Source organism: Lactobacillus sp. PSON (assembly GCF_052615405.1).
Map to the genome: position 1 here is coordinate 158,827 of NZ_JBQXFW010000006.1, position 18,001 is coordinate 176,827.

Genomic DNA, 18,001 nt, shown 5'->3' on the forward strand with positions numbered 1-18,001 from the left:
ACAAATATAATAAAATAACACTAATAATTGTGCTACCATATAACTGTATATCAATTGTGAAGAAGATAAGAAAGTGTTAAGATATGCTATCAAAAAATAATTATAAAGAACGTTTACGCAAGATGGAACCAAAAAAAGATCGCTTCTCCATTAGAAAGTTTTCTATTGGTGCAGCGTCTGTTTTAATTGGTTCTGTTTTTATTGGAATGAGTAATGGTGAGACTGTAGAAGCTCAAGATGTAAATCCAGATAACGGCAATGATGGTAAGCCCGTTGATAAAACTGATGTTAAAACCACAGAAATACCGAATAAAGTTGTTGTAACTACTACGTTAGATCCTAAAGATTTTAATGATAATGCAACTTTAACTCAAAAAAATACAGAGAATTCAAAGATTGAAGATCATCATAAGGATGAAGTAAATTCTAAGAATACTGATCAAGTTAGTGAAGCTCAAGATTCAGTTCAAAAGTCAACAACTGAAACTACTAATAATCAAAATCCAATTTCAGTTAAAAATGAACAAAGCAAAGCTGAAACTGACAAACAACTTCAAAAATCCGATAGTCAAAATTCACAACAATCAAAAGTAGCTAAACAAAGTGCAAATGCTTCAACTGTTCAAGATAGTAATGCAAATATAGTTGCTAATAAGGTTACTAAAGATGTAGATAATGCTGCTCAAGTAACTTCAAATAATGTTCCTGCTCAAACTGAAAATAAGGATAGTAATACAGCTAAAAATACTTTACCAACAGACATTACTGCTAAGAATGCTATTTCAACTACAGAAAGTTTAAAAGATTACCAAGCTTATATGGATAATCTTGAAAAGAAGCTTCCTTCAATGAGCAAAGAAGACCAAACAGCAGCCTTGAATGATGCCAAGAAGAAGTTTGACAGTTTATCAAAAGCTCAACAGCTTGCATTGTCTAATCAAGTATTAGCAACTAATGATAATTTAAATAGTGATTACACTGTTGATAAAAATGGGGTAGCTAATATTTCAACCTATGGCCAATTCAGTAAAGCGTTTGTGGACAGTAATGTTAAGACTATGAACTTAACTGCTGATATTGATTTTACTGGGTTAAAGGAACACACAGGTACATTTGGAGTGAGAGTTACCGGTGAAGATTCAGATATTAAAGGAGGGCTGTATACTGGTGGCGTCAGTGGTGGCTGGGATATGAGTGCCCTTGGCTTCCAAACTGCTGGTGGACTTGGTGCATATGAACTTGGTACTGCTCATAATACTTCAAACCCATATCCTAATGCTCCACGTGCTTTAACCATTGAGGGTAACAATCATAAGCTTGATATGGGTAAATGGTGGATTTCTCTTTGGGATAAAGGTGGAAAAAATAAGTGGGATCTTACTCTTAAAGATTTAACTATTAATAGTGATGGAGCAAGTCATTCACCATTTTATTTCTACCAAGATAAAGTGGCTGCTTTTGGTGCTAAAGGAGCAGATATTACTTACGATAGTGTAACAGCAAATATAAATGGTGGTACATTATTTAGTTATGGGAAAACTGCACAAGCTGCTACTCAAATGCCAGTTAATGTAACACTTAAGGGTAATGATAACTTTAATGTCAATATGAATACTGGTGACAGTGCTATTTCTGCTTTTAATGTAAATATTGCAGATAATGCAAATGTTAATTTCAATGTAAAAGACCCGTTAAAGTCAGGTGTTTTGGGTCAAGGTGTTTTTGGTGACTATGACACCTTCACTACAAATGGATCTGGTGACAATGCTATTTATCTTGGTAATGCCAATGAAGATGGAACTTTAGATAATCCAGCTAGCCAAGGTAATTTTACAATGGGCAAGAATTCTAAACTTGTCTTTAACAAAGGTATTGATAGAACCAAAGAAGGCCATAACTTACGCTTCCTTTATGGCCAAAACTATCATGGTAATGTCATCTTAGAACAAGGTGCTGAAATGGACTTGACTATGGGTAGTGGTCACTCCGTTGGTATTCAAGCAGGTAATCTTCAGATTGATAAAGATGCTACTTTAAATATTGATACTTGGCAAAACAATAATGCTTGGAAGACTACTCAACAAGCATTGCATCCAACGAATGATTATTACCACTATGGTCCAATTACACTTGGTATGCCATGTGCTAATTACTTTGGTACTGCAAGTATTCCGTCAGCTGCTGCGTCATATACAGTTAATGTTGATGGAACTTTAAGGGTTATTCGTAATATTCCAAAAGATCATGGTATTGATGGTGTTTCACCGTTAATTACTTATGGAAATATGTATCCTAACAGTGGTTCTAAGTTTTACTTCAATGTTAATAAAGGTGGAACATTAGACTTACAAGACTCACTTTCAACTGCCTATGCAAATCATGCTTTAATTACTACTGATTTCGGTGGATTGAAGTGGATTGATAATAATATAGATAATGTAAATTTTGCTGGTATGATTACTATGTTTGGTACCAGTTCAGAAAATCACATTAAATTTGATTCACCAAAATATATTAATTTCCAAAGAACCGGGGATCAGACAGGTTCCGCTATTAGAACTGAAGGTACTAATAATGACATTACAGTAACTGGATCAAATCAATTACCTGTTACTGTCGCTCAATGGAATAAAGATAATAATGATAGTGATAAACCTAATAATGCATGGCAAATCACTAATATGTATAACCAAATGAACGGTGGTAACTACTATGGTAATTTCTTGCCAGTAGGTGAAAAGCAGGGGATTAACCATGAATTTGGATATAATATGGCTAGTTCTAATAGTAAAGTTACTATGGCTCCATCTATGGGTAATTATACATATGATAATAATTATTACTTCTATACTGATCCAACTACAGGAAAGAAGACTCAAATTACTCCAAGTGAATTGAAGAGTACAGGTTTATTGACTTTAACTAATAATTTCAATTGGTGGTCACCACGTCGGATTTCACTATATTCTACAAATCAAGATCAAATTAAGCTTACTGATGCAGATAAATATCAACCAACTGCTCAAAGCATTACTACTACAGCAGGTACTAGACTTGCAAATCTTAGCTTGAAAGATGGAATTAACGATCTTGAAAATGCTAATGGGTCTATATATCAAAATCATCAAACTATCCTTGGTGATACTGGTGATATTGATTGGAGTAGATCTAAATGGGGCTTTGATTGGACTCAAACTCCATGTGATATAAATACTGATGCTTCAAAATTAAATAAAGTTCAGCAAGAAGAATATCAAGTTTATCAAGGTATGGCTAATTCAGTTGCTAAAACTGATAAAGATGGTAATTTGGTAAGTACAGATGGAAAAGCAACTCAACAAGTTGCAACAATAACTTATAAAGATGGTTCTGCTGATTTTGTTTTCGTTCCAATTACTGTTAAAAAACGTAATTTAAATGATGATTATCAACCTGCCTATAAACCAATTACTGTAGAGCAAGGTAAGACAGCTACAATTGCAGCACCTAGCTTTAAGAAGTCAACTCTTAATACTGAAGGTAAAACTAATTACACAGATACTACTGCTCCAACAGGTTTAACTTATACGTTAGGAATAGATTCTGCTGGGTTTGCTACTATTGATGCTCATAGCGGTGTCATCACTCTTAAACCAACAACTACTGATAGTGCTGGTATCTATACAATTCCAGTTACTGTAACTTACAGTGATAAGTCAACAGATAATATTTCAGCATTGGTTAATGTAACAGACGGTAAGAGTCAAGTTATATGGGGTAATACTAACGCTGATGGTACAGTTAGCGGCGCAGTAATTGTTAAGCCAAGCGATGCTATGGAAGCTCATAAGACGACTGATAAGTCAATGAGTTTTGATAGTAGTGATGCAAAGAAAGCTGTTGGCGAAGTTGATGTTTATACTCAAGACAGTAAGGATAAATCTAGGTTATCAGCACCTGTTCAATACACTTATGATGCAAATACTGGTGATTTTATCAATGGTACAACTAAGTTAGGTGCTAATATTAGTTATGAAACTTTACCAGATACTACTCAACCTTCAACAAGTGGCAAAGTAACTGTTAAGTTTGGAATGGATTCAGCACCTGTTAAAGATGGAGCAATTGATAACGGTGTTAAAGCAACTATTACTCAAGATGTTAAGCTTGTTGGTGCTACAGTTGCAAATCCATTAACTCCAATTACAATTCCTAAGAATGATTATGCTTCTGGTGCTATTGCTAAATTCCTTCCATCTGATAAAGTAGCTACTTTAATTAATCATCAAGCTCTTGACGCTTATGGCAAAGATCATATTAATAATGCAGTAACTAGTTATGAAGTTGTAGATTCAGACGGAATCAATACTTATAAGACAGGAATTCGTGATGTAACTGTTCGAGTTAACTTTAAAGATGGTACCTATTTAGATCTTCCTGTTAAAGCTGGAGTGAAGGTTGCTGATGGTGAAGATGCTAAGTATCAACCAACTTATAATATTGTTGTAAGTGCAGATCAAAAAGATATTATAAGTGCTCTTCCTACTTGGGATAAAAATGGTAAACCGGCTGATGGTATAACTTATACAGTTATAAATGGTACTGCAACAATTAATAACGATGGAATTGTCACAATTCCAGCAAGTAGTTTAACTGATACTGCTCATAAAGATATTACAGTTCAAGTAACTTATAAAGATGGTACTAAAGATTATGTTCACTTCTTAGCTTATGAAATTAAGGGTGTGGGTAATGTTACTGATCCATATTCTGCAAAAGATGCAATTCATAATGCTTATGATTTACCTATGGACACTAAATTTGAATGGCATACAGTGCCAAATACTCACATTTCAACTCCACAAAACTTATCTGTTGATGTCACAATTAGTGGTAAGACAGTCAATGTTCCGGTTACTGTAACTCTTACTAAGACTCAACCAGATAATACGACAAAGGTTTATAGTGATGATACTTCTGCTTCAATCATTGTAGCAACGCCAGATTATCATAAGACAACAGGTTCTAATACTCCAGTTGCTCCTAAAGTTAGTGAAATTGATTTATTTGATGAAACAGGTAAGCAAGTTAAGAAGTACACTTTATCAACTGATGGCACACAATATATTGATGGATCAGGTAATACTATCAGTGCTGATGCATTTTCAACTAAATGGGATGATGATCATACATTAGATACTGATAGTAGCAAGTTCAGTCAGGATGGAACTGCTACTACTTCTTCAACAAGCGATGATGAAAAAGATAAAAATGAAAATAGTAAGTATCGTGTAATTCTTCATTGGAATTCAGATGCAGCAAGTGTGATTGGTATTCCTGCTCCAAGTGCAGATAGTGATATTAATTGGGCTAATGTTTATGCGAACATTTATGGTGCTAAGGCAGCTAAAGCTAATAAGGAGAACAATAACTTAGAGGCTACTCATAATGTAACGAGTACTTTAAAGGATGCCACAAATTATGTCGATAGTTCTGATTTAACTAAAGAACATAATTCTGAAGTTGATAAGATAACTTGGAAAACAGCTCCAGATATTACTAAACTTGGCAAGCAAACCGGTACTGCTGAAATTAGCTTTAAAGATGGAACTATTTTAGATATTCCAGTATCTATTACAGTTAACAAGTCTCAAGCTGATAACTTTAATGATAAGAATACTGATAAAAATCCACTAACTCATGAATTAAGCTATGGTAAAGGTGCCACAATTCCAGCAACTGATGCTCTTAAAGGTATTGGAGTAAAGAATGAAACTCCAGCAAGTTTAGGAATTACTGATGCAACATTTAAGGAAACTGTTTTAACTGATCAAGATCATGTTGGTAAAGATACTGATTATGATGCAACTGTAACCTTTGATGATGGTTCAACTGCTATAGTTAAGATTCCAGTAATGATTACTGATCAAGCTACAACAAACGCTCCAGTTGCTAAGGATAAGCCAGTTCAAGTTGATCAAGGATCTACTGTTGATCCAAATTCAATTATTGATACTGATAAGTCAACTCTTCCAAAGAATACAACTGAAAAATGGACAACTAAGCCAGATACTTCTAAGTCAGGTACACAAAAAGTAACTATTAGTTTGACTTATCCAGATGGAACTACTGGTACATTAAATGGTAAAGTTACAGTTGAAGCTACTCCAGTTACTCAAACTATTCAATTAAAGCAAGGTGTTCCAGCAGTTGATGGTGATGCTGCAGGTGGCGTTACTAATCTTGATACTAAGGGTGCAGATGGTATGCCTAAGAGCGTTGTTTGGACAACAGTTCCTTCAACTGATAAAGCAGGCATTCAAGATGCAACTATTGACATTACTTATAATGATGGTTACCAAAAGAAGAATGTTCCAGTTAAAGTCAACGTTTGGTCAACTAAGAAGGGTACTGATGAAAAGGGTAAAGACCCAACTGATCCTGATTACAAGAATATGGTCAAAACAATCACTCGTACTATTACTGTTGATGGTAAAAATACTGTTCAAACAGTAACCTTTACTCGTGACAAGTACACTGATTCTACTAATAAAGACAATGTAACTTATGGCATCTGGACAACAGACAATCCAACATTTGAGGAAACAGGTAAAGTTTCTAAAGATGGTTACACTGCAACTGTAACTGGTAATGATCAAAAGGGTAATGATTATAAGTTAACTAACAAAGGTACAATTGCTGCAGAAACCATTAGACCACCAAAAGCAGCTAACACTGATTGGAATCCAGTTAATGAAACAATTACAGTAACTAACAAAGCTAATGAAGAAACAGTTAATATTTCTTACATTGATAAGAAGTCAGGTAAAGAAATTACTGTAACTCCAACTCAAAGCTTCACTGGTAATACTGATGATAAAGTATCTATTATTCAGGCTGATGACTCTAAGAGTTTTACGATTGGAGATAAGGATTTCACTATTCCAGAGGGTTACAAGATTGATAAGGATGGTTTAGTATCTAGTTACACAATTCCAGCTCAAAATGGTAAGTTACTTGTAACTCTTGATAAGTTAACTACGATTAAACCTAGTGATGTTGATCCAAATACTCCCGGTAAAAACAGTGATATGTTTGAAACAATCACTCGTACAATTACTTACATTGATCCAACAACTCAAAAGCAAGTTAATGATAAGCAAGAAATTAAATATCAGAGAACTAAGACCACTAATGAAGATGATTCAAAGGACATTTCTTACGGTAAGTGGGAATTGATGAATGGTCAAACTGCTTCATGGCCAGATTATGAAGTTAAGACATTTGATGGACTTTATAAGATTAGTGCTAGTGGTAAAGATTCAAAGGGTAATGATGTAGCTATTATTAATAAAGATGGCAAGAAGATTATTGCTTCAGATACTCCAACTGTCAGCGATGATTTAGCCAAGATTAATAATGTTAATATTACTTTGACTTATACTAGAACTGAAGCTGGTAAGTTTATTGATGATAATAAGAACAATGCTGCAACCCAAACTATTTTAGTTCATCAAACTAAGACAAATGATCCTTCTGCAATTATTGCAACTGATGGTATCAAGAAGTCAGATGATTATAAGTTAGCTGATAAAGACTCTGTAGCTTGGAAAGATACAACTAAGTTGCCAGATACTTCTGTAGTAACTCCAGAAGGAGAAATTCCGACTTATGCAGCTACTGTAACCTTTAATGATGGTTCTACAATTGATGTAAATATTCCTATTAAAATTTGGAATGATGCTTCTAAATTTAATGAAAACAATAATCCAGATAAGGATCACAAGAATGTCTTAAGTCAAGAAATTGATTATAACAAGGGTACTGTAGTTAAGAAGGGCGACAGTGCTATTCAAGGCTTTGACAAGGATAAGTATGATATTACTTCAGTTGTTTATAATGAAGATGTTGATACTTCTAAAGCAACTACTGATACTACTCCATATGATGTTGACATTAAATTTAGTGATGGTAGTGAAATCAAGAAGGGTGTTACTGTTCCTGTTAAGATTCTTGATAAAGGTGACGCTTCTAATTTTGATAATGATAATGGTGAAAAGAATGCCTTAGTTCATGGATTAAGTTATGGTAAAGGCTACAATAACGGTGTACTTGCTCCAGAAGATGCTAAGGACGGTATTGGTAAGACTAGTGCAGATAATGCGAAAGCAATTGCTGATTATAATATTGATAAGGTTGTCTTTAATGAAAATGTTTCAACTGAAACCGCTCATCCATCTCAAAATGAATCTGCAATTATTACTTTTAAAGATGGTACTGAATCAATTATTAGTATTCCTGTAGAAATAACTGATGAAGCTTCAGAAAATGATAAAAATATTGTCATTAAGACTAGTCCAGTTCAAACTGATCAAGGCACAGCTGTTGAAGCAGCTAACTTAATTGATACCGATAAAACTAAGACCCCAGAAGGTACTAAATATGAATTTGGTACTAAGACAGCTGACTTTAATACGCCAGGTACTCAAGATGTAACAATTATTGCAACTTATCCAGATGGTACGCGCGGTCAAGAAATTGCTGGTAAAGTTACAGTTGAAGCTACTCCTGAAATTCAGACTATTACTTTGAAGCAAGGTGTTGCAGCAAAGGCTACTGATGCAAATGCTGGTATTAAGAATTTACAAGCAAGTGGCGTTGATGGAATGCCTAAGAGTGTTGTTTGGACATCTGATGCTCCTTCAACTGATAAAGCGGGCAAGGAAAGTATAAATGTAACTATTACTTATAATGATGGTTATAAGAAGAGTGTTAATATTCCAGTTAATGTCTTAGAAACAATTCATGGTTCAAAAGATACTCCAAAAGATCCAAATGGTTCAAAAGACTTATATAGAGAAGTAACTCGTAATGTTTCTATCGATGGTGAAAAACAGCCAACTCAAACAATAATCTTCACTCGTGATGTTTATGTTGATACTCAAAATGGTAACAAGATAATTGGTTACAGTGATTGGGTAAAGAATGGCAATTTCACAGAAGTTAATATTCATAAAGATGGTTATGCTTCAATTGTTAAGTTAAATGGTAAAGATGTTTCCTTGACTAATGAAACTATCCCAGCAGAAGATAAAGATATTACTGCAGATTCTCAAAATGAAAATTATGTTGTAACTCACTCAGCTAATGCCGATACTGTAACTATTAAGTATGTGAATGCTAGTGATAAGAAGACTGAAGTAACTGATGATACTCCAGGTGATTCATTTAATGGGACAACTGGTCAAAAGATTACAATGTCTAAAGATCAACTTACTGTTCCAACTGGTTATAAGTTGAACGATACTTTGAACGGTGATTATACTTATACTTTTGGTACTGATAAGAATCAAACTAAGATAATCTATGTTGATCAACTTACAACTTATCACCCAGATGATGAGCATATTGCTCCATCTGGTGAAGATAGTGATATGTTTAAGGATGTTACTCGTAAGATTATTGTTAAGAATCCAGTTACTGGTAAGGATGATGAGACTGACCAAGTAATTCACTTAGCACGTAATAAAGTTATTAATGATACTACTGGTAAGGTTGAAAGTTATGGTAAGTGGACCTTTAAAGATGATACTAAGACTTGGCCAGAGTTCGATGTACCACAGTTTGATAGTTTATACACTATTACTGCTGTAGATAATCAAGGAAAGATAGTTGATATTTCATCAAAGAAGATAGATTCTAAGAGTTTCAATCCAAGTGATGAAAAGAATATTCCAGCTGATACCACAATTACTATTTCTTACACAAGAACTAATGCAGGTAAGTTCACTGATGATAATAAGAATAATGCCAATGTTCAGACTATTCTTGTAAAACAAAACACCGATCCTACTACAATTGATGCTAAAGCTGGTATTAAAGAAAACAAAGACTACACAATTACTAGTGTTGCCTTTGTTGATCCAACTTCAATTGATACTAAGACAATTGGTACTAAGAATTATGACGCACTTGTAACCTTTGGCGATAAGTCAACTGTTAAGGTTTCAATTCCAGTCAAGGTTTGGAATGATAAGTCTAAGTTTGATGAAGATAATAGCAAGAATCCATTAACTCAGGAAATGGATATAAAGCAGTCAACTCCAACTCCAGCTGGTTCAAGTGCTAAGGATGGATTTAGCCAAGAAGTTTGGAAGACTTACGATATTAAAGACGCAAAATTTGACAAAGATGTTGATACTTCTAAGGTAACTACTGCTTCTACTCCATATGACGTAACTGTAACCTTTAATGATGGTACAACTGCTAGTGTTAAGGTACCTGTTAAGATTATTAGTGGGGATGCAACAAAGTTTGATCATGATAATAATGATCCAGCTAACCCTGATGCAAAAGATCTTTTAGCTCAAGTAATTCGTGTAAAAGAAGGTACTGATGCTAAGACCATTAATGCTGAAACTGGTATTAAGAACGCTGATCAATATGATATTAGGAATGTAAGCTTTAATGATGTAAATAAGATTGATACTTCAAGTCAAGCTGCTGGTAAAAAGACGTCATATACTGCAACAATAGTCTTTAATGATGGTACACAAAGTTCAATTAACATTCCAATTTATGTATATAATGATGCAGTGAACTACCATGATAATCATAAGGATTCAACAGATCCAACTAAGACGATTGCAACTAATCCAATTCATGAAAATATGGGTAGTCAAGTTCCAGCGACTGATGCTGCTAAGAGTTTAACTGCTGATGAAATTAGTAAGTATGGCATTACTGCTAATGGCGATGATGCTCCTAAATTTAATGAGACAATTGATACTTCTAAGGTTGATCAAACTGGTAAGCATTATGCAGCAACTATTCATTTTGCTGATGGTTCAAGTTTGACTGATGTTCAAATCAAAGTCTTAGTTGATGATAAGGGAAATGCAGCTCACTTTAATAATGATAATAAGGATAATGCCTTAGTTAAGCAATTGACTTGGGGTAAAGGTACTACTCATACTGCTAGTGAAGCTATTAATGGTATTAAAGATCCAACTGCCTATAATGTAACAGACGCTGCATTTACTACTCTTCCATTAACTGATGAAGTTCATCCAGCTCAAGCCTTTCAAACCACTGTTTCATTCAAGGATGGAACAAGTCTTACAGTTCAAATTCCAGTTGCAGTTACTGATCAAGCACACGACACAACTGTTGAAACTCAACCAATTCACATTCCTGTAGATCCAGGTAAAACTCCAGAAATTCCAGATCCACATAATGGTATTAAGAATCCAGATAAATTACCTGATGGTACTAAAGTTGAATGGACTGACAAAACTCCGAATGTTCCAAATCCAGGTAAGACACCAACTACTCCAGAAATTACTATTACTTACCCAGATGGTACTAAGAAGACGGTGGATCCAGAAGTTGATTCTATTTGGGCACCTGTGGCTGGTAAGCTAACTACAAAGCTTAATGAAACGCCAGATTTAACCAATAATAATACTGATAAAGAAGCTATTACTAACTTTGGTCAGGGAACAGGTTATCCTAAGACTTTGACTTGGGTTACTAAACCTAATGTATCAAAGGCCGGACTTGTTAATAGTACAATCCATGTTGCATATGATGATGGATATGAAGTTGATGTAACTGTTCCGGTTAATGTTCTTGATATAAAGAAGGGCAGTGATGTTATTAAGACACCAACTGATCCTGATTACAAGAACATGATTAAGACTATTACTCGTACTATTACGGTGGATGGTGAAACTCCAATTACTCAAACAGTAACTTTCACTCGTGATAAATATATTGATACTACTAAGGACACTGACAATGTAACTTATGGTGTTTGGACAACAAATAATCCAACATTTGAAGAGACTACTAAGGTTTCTAAAGATGGTTACACTACAACTATAACTGGTAGTAATCAAAAAGGAACTGCTTATAAGTTAACTGCTAATGGTACAATTGCTGCAGAAACTATTGAGGCACCAAAAGCAGATAATACTGATTGGAATCCAGTTAATGAAATAATTAACATAACTAACAAAGCTAATGAACAAAAAGTAACATTGAACTTTGTTGATGCTAAGGACGGCAAGACGATTGTTGGTCATCAAGATTTGACAGGTGTAACTGATCAAACACTTCCAATTGATAGTGCTAAGTTGACCTTGCCAGATGGCTACAAGATTGATAAGAATTCAGGATTGCCAACTAGCTATAAATTTAAGAGTAGTAATAATGATCCAATTACAGTTCTTGTTGATCACTTAACTACAATTAAGCCAAGTGATGTTGATCCAAAGAATCCTGGTAAGAATAGTGACATGTTTGAAACTATTACTCGTCACTTTGAAATCAATGGTGTAACTAGTGAACAAGTTGCTCCAATTCCAGATCAAGCTGTCAGCTTCCAACGTACTAAGACTGTTAATGATGAAGATCCAACTGACATAGTTTATGGCGAATGGACCCCAGTTAATACAAGTGCAACTAGTTGGGGAGAAGTTAATGTAACTAAGCTTGATCACTATAACCTTGCAGCAACCCAAGATGGAAAAGCCCTTGATATCACATCAGGTAAAATTGTAGCTGTAGATGTTGAACCAAATGGAATTAATCCAACTAAAGATACAAGTATTGTTTTAACTTATAGTCTTGATCAATCTGGTCAATTCCAGCATGATATCAATCATGACGCGTTAGTTAATATAATTCGTGTTAAGAAGGGTACACCATCAAATGAGGTTACAGCTAGTGATGGTATTAGTAAGCAAACAGAATATCATATTACTGGTGTAAATTGGGATAAAGACGTTCAAATTGATACTGCTACTACTGGTATCCATCCATATAATGCAGTTGTTAGTTTTGAAGATGGATCAAGTTTGAAAGTCAAGATTCCAGTTAAGGTATATGACAGAGCTTCTGACTTTATTGATGATTTCAACAACAATAAGATTACACCGATTCCAGTTGTTGAAAAGATGGGTATTCCATCTCCTAGAACTGATGCTATTAAAGGCTTTGATACTGCTACAAAGACTAAGTACGGTATTGTTACTAAGGATGATAAGAATACTACTGAGTTTACGGTAGATGTTCCAGTGAATAAAGTTCAGGAAACCAAAGTACAAGCTCAAGTTGTCTTTGATGATGGATCGGTTGCTACAATTGATATTCCAGTTGATGTTAAAGCAAGTCAAGCTAGCGACTTCATGAATAACGCTAATGCCAAAGTTCAAACAGTTGATGAAATTTATAATTCAAGTGTTGATAATCACGATGCCTTTACTAAAGGGATAGTAGATGCCAAGCGTGATAATGTAAAGGATGCAAACTTTGTTCAACATATTGATACTACTCAAAAAGACACAACTATAAATTACAGAGCTAAGTTAGAGTTTAACGATGGTTCAACTGTTGATGTAATGATTCCGGTTAAGATTGTTACTGAAGCAGAAAACTTTGATAATGCTAATAAAGATAGTTCATTAATTAAGGGACTTGAAGTAAAAGTTGGAGATGTAGTCAATAAAGAAGATGCCATTAAGGGTCTTAGTGAAATCGATCCTAAGAATCCAATTATGGATAAAGCTGAATTTAAGAATACAGTAACTACAGATCAAGCAGGTACTAATAATTATCAAGCAACCATTACTTTTAAGGATGGTTCAACTACAGAAGTTACTATTCCAGTAACTGTAGGGGATGATGATGCGTCACGCTTCAATCCAACTACTGATTTAAAGCCAATTGAAGTACATAAAGGTGATAAAATCAATCCAAGTGACCATGATGCTGATTCAGCTTTGAAGAATGTACCAGCAGGCACTCATGCTAAGTTTGAAGATTCTTCAACAATTGATACTACTGTTCCAGGAACTACGAAGCATGATATAACTATTACGTTCCCAGATGATTCTAAGAAAGAACATATTTCAGTAGATGTTCATGTTTATACAGATAGTGATAAGTTTGACTATACTAAGAATGTTAAGCCAATAACTATTCATCATGGAGCTACTATTGATTTATCTGATTCAAATAATGCTAAAGATGCTGTTGTAGATCCAGATGGTGTTATTGAAAGTGTTAAATTTGCTGATCCTTCAGAAATTGATACTTCAACTGTAGGAAAAGCAGAGAATCCACAAATTATCATTACCTTTAAGGATGGTTCAACAAGTGCGGGTCGCATTATCAAAGTTCCAGTTACAATTGTTAATAGTGATGCTGATAACTTTAACTCATCTAACTTTAAACCTATTACGGTAAGTGAGGGAGATAAGCTTCCATCTGATCCAATGGCTCAAGTGATTGATCCTAATGGTAAGAATGTTGTTCAAGTAACTTATAACGAGAATAATGATTCGGATATAACTAAGACACCTGGTAAAAAGCAAATTAAGGTAGATGTTACTTTTAAGGATGGCTCAGCTAAAACTGTTTCAATTCCAGTCATAGTTAGTGATAAAGGAACGCCAACTAAGTATGAATCTGGCAAAGATATGGTTAATGACGAGTTTAATAAATATGTAACTCGTACAATTGAAATGATCAGTCCAGTTTCTAATAAAGTTGACTATATTATTCAAACTATTCACTTTGCTCGTGAAGATAAGGATGGTAATGCTGCATATACTGATCCTGTTTCTGGTAAAAAGACCTATGTTCCATGGGTAGTTATGGATAAAGATGGTAAGCTCACTAATAAGACTAATGGTGTGTGGAAAGAAATTACTGAAGATCAATTTGATAAGTTTGATGGTTATAAACCTTCTGTAAGTGATTTTGCAGAGGTTGCAGTTACTCCAGATGCTGAATCTAAAGAAGATATAGTAACTTATGCAATTGACTTTAATGCTGTTTCATTATTATTTGCAAATCAAAAAGTAGATGAAAATCAATCTGCAACGTTTACACCAGTTTTAATTAATAAAAAGACTGGTAAACGTCTTAATGTTCCAGCAGGTCAACTACTTTATAGTTTTGATCCTAAGAATATGCAGAATTTACCAAATGATGCAAAAGTTGATGAAAAGACTGGTCAAATTACTGTTCCAGCAGGTCAACTTGCTAAGCTTTACAATATGAGCTTAATTGCTAAGAATACTTTAGGTGAAAGCAAGCCTCTTGTTGCTACATTAGATGTAACTAAACCAAATAATACTGATAATACTTCAGGTGCTTCAACGGATAATACTGGTTCAAATAATCAAAGTAACTCTGGCGCAAATACTCCGGAAATTCCAAATGTTCCAGATACTACTCCTACTACTCCAGTTCAGCCAGCAACTCCAACGCAAAGCGATAGTGATAAGTATGCTCCAATTGGTCAGGATATTTCTACTAAACCAGGTAGTTTACCAGATGCTACAGATGGAATTAAGAATAAAGATCAAATGCCAGCAGGTACAACTTATACTTGGAAGACTGATCCAAATGTAGATAATACAGGAAGTGCTAATGGTACAATTGTAGTTAAATTTAATGATGGTTCTACAAAAGATGTTAATGTAAAAATTAATGTTAAGAATGCTGAAAGTGATAATTCTGCTGTAAGTAATAAAGATTCAAAGCAAAATGAAACTATAAAGCATACTGATCCAGTTATTATTCACCTTACTATTAAGAAAGGTGGTAAGTTACCAGATCCAGAAGATTTAGTTAAGAATATGGATAACTTACCAGAAGGTACTGAAGTTTACTGGATTAAAAAGCCAAATGTTAATAAAGCTGGTAGACAAGAAGGTATTATTGGGATTAAATATCCAGATGGTAAAACAACGAAGAAGCACTTCTATTTAACTGTAAAACCAGGTAACGCCCTAGGTAGTGAAGAAAGAGATTCTTCATCTGCCAAACCATCTCATAATGGACAAACTGACTATAATAATTCATCTCGATTAGGTAATAATAGTGGCTATAGTACAAATAAGTACAACTCTACGATTGCTACAAAAGGTGAGTTTGCAGATTTAGGTTCACTTGGTAGAACAAGTTCAGCTACTTCAATAAATTCTGGTGTAAAATCTGAAAAGGCTATGTCTTCTCACGCTACTTTGCCTAAGACTGGCTCTGATGAAAACGAAGCTGCGCAAGCAGCAGGTTTATTAGCGCTTGGTTTGGGCATGATAGGTCTTGCCGGTGTTAAGAAACATAAAAAACGTGATTAATTTATTAAAATCATATTTTGTTATTGATTTTATTAATTGAAAAAGTTATGCTCAGTGCATAGCTTTTTCTTTTTGCTAAAAATTCACAAATTAAGAAATATTATTATTGGTTTAAATTGTTTTAATTTTACAAAAAAACAAAATATTTTTTAAATATTGAAAAAGTGAAAGCGCTTAGTGTATAATAACTTGTGTAAAGTAGAACAAGTTATTTTTGAAAGGACAAATATTATGAGTAAAGTATTACTTGTTGGTGATGGTGCAGTTGGTTCAACTTTTGCAAATGATTTATTGCAACATGTTGACCTTGATGAATTAGTAATCTGTGATGTTGCAAAGCAACGCCCAGTAGGTGATTCAATGGATTTGGAAGATATTACTCCATTTATGGGTGAAACTAATATCCATCCAGGTGAATATTCAGATGCTAAAGATGCTGATATTGTTGTAATTACTGCTGGTGTTCCTCGCAAGCCCGGTGAAACTCGTCTTGACCTTGTAAATAAAAATGTAAATATTTTGAAGAGTATTGTAAAGCCAGTTGTAGATTCAGGATTTAGTGGAATTTTTGTAGTAAGTGCAAACCCCGTTGATATTTTGACTACTTTAACTCAAAAATTATCTGGTTTTCCTAAGAATCGTGTAATTGGTACAGGTACTTCTCTTGACTCAGCTCGTCTTCGTGTTGAACTTGCTAAGCGTCTTAATGTTCCAGTTGCCAAAGTAAATTCAATGGTTCTTGGTGAACATGGTGACACTAGTTTTGAAAACTTTGATGAATCAATTGTTAATGGTAAGATGCTTCGCGATTATCCAGAAATGACTGATAAAGTTTTGAGTGAAATTGAAGCTGATGTTCGTAAAAAGGGTGGCAAGATTATTGCTAATAAAGGTGCAACTTTCTACGGTGTTGCAATGATGCTTACTCAAATCGTTAGTGCAATATTGGAAAATCGTTCCATTTGTTTGCCATTATCAGCTCCAATTAATGGCGAATATGGTATTAAACATGACCTTTACTTAGGAACTCCTACAGTTATCGATGGTAATGGAATTAGTGACGTTATTGAAACTAAGTTATCAGATAGTGAAAAGAGTAAGATGCTCAATTCAGCAGATAAAATGCAAGAAGTTCTAGATGGTGTAAGTTTAGATTAATGGAGAAGTCGAATGCCAATAGGTAAGAGAATATATTTACAAAGAGAATTACCTGATCCTGCACTTGTGGCAGAATTTAAAAAATTGCCTGCCTCCAATGTTGCAGATTGTATGGAGCGCAATAGTGCTATGCATCCGCGCATTAAATTGATGTCTAAGCCTACTGCAGAAATGGCTGGAGCTGCATTTACTGTTCATAATCGAGCAGGAGATAATTTAGCTATTTATGCTGCTCTCAGGTTTTGCCATGAAGGTGATGTGCTTGTTATTAGCAATGAAGGAGATAATACGAGATCACTAATTGGAGAAGTAATGATGTCTTATTTACGCGATCAAAAAAAGATTGCCGGAATAGTAATTGATGGTCCGATTCGCGATATTGATAATCTTCATAATTGGGATTTGCCAATTTATGCTCGTGACACCACTCCAGGAGGTCCCTATAAAGAAGGCCCCGGTGAAATCAACACACCGATTTCATGTGGCAATGTAAGTGTTAATCCAGGAGACATTATTTTAGGAGATAGCGATGGCGTTATTTGCATTCCACGACGTGATGCTTCTGATCTTTTACCTAAAGCACAAGCTTTCCATAAAAAAGACGATGAAAAATTAGTCGCTTTTTCTCAGGGAGCTGTTGATCTTTCATGGGTTGATAAGTCTTTGAAAGATAAGGGATTCGACATTATTGACGATATTTATCGCCCGTAAAT

3 protein-coding genes are annotated in these 18,001 nt (G+C 34.5%); all 3 read left to right on the forward strand.

The genetic code is table 11. From position 1 onward, the window contains the following. Positions 1 to 83: 83 nt before the first annotated feature. Positions 84 to 16,130 carry a Rib/alpha-like domain-containing protein gene (locus tag ACTHPI_RS06545; RefSeq protein WP_445353365.1) on the forward strand — a complete coding sequence of 5,349 codons (16,047 nt, stop codon included), beginning with the start codon at positions 84 to 86 and terminating at the stop codon, positions 16,128 to 16,130. 228 nt (positions 16,131 to 16,358) lie between these two features. Then, positions 16,359 to 17,288: an L-lactate dehydrogenase gene (locus ACTHPI_RS06550; protein ID WP_445353458.1), complete on the forward strand. Its 930-nt coding sequence runs from the start codon at positions 16,359 to 16,361 to the stop codon at positions 17,286 to 17,288. Between the two features lie 12 nt (positions 17,289 to 17,300). Beyond that, positions 17,301 to 17,999, forward strand: coding sequence for an RraA family protein (locus tag ACTHPI_RS06555; RefSeq protein ID WP_445353366.1), 699 nt, complete (start codon positions 17,301 to 17,303; stop codon positions 17,997 to 17,999). Positions 18,000 to 18,001: the final 2 nt, after the last annotated feature.

Bases quoted from the DNA above. Each gene is read 5' to 3' on its own strand.
- ACTHPI_RS06545 (WP_445353365.1), top strand. From the start codon at position 84: ATGCTATCAAAAAATAATTATAAAGAACGTTTACGCAAGATGGAACCA.
- ACTHPI_RS06555 (WP_445353366.1), top strand. From the start codon at position 17,301: ATGCCAATAGGTAAGAGAATATATTTACAAAGAGAATTACCTGATCCT.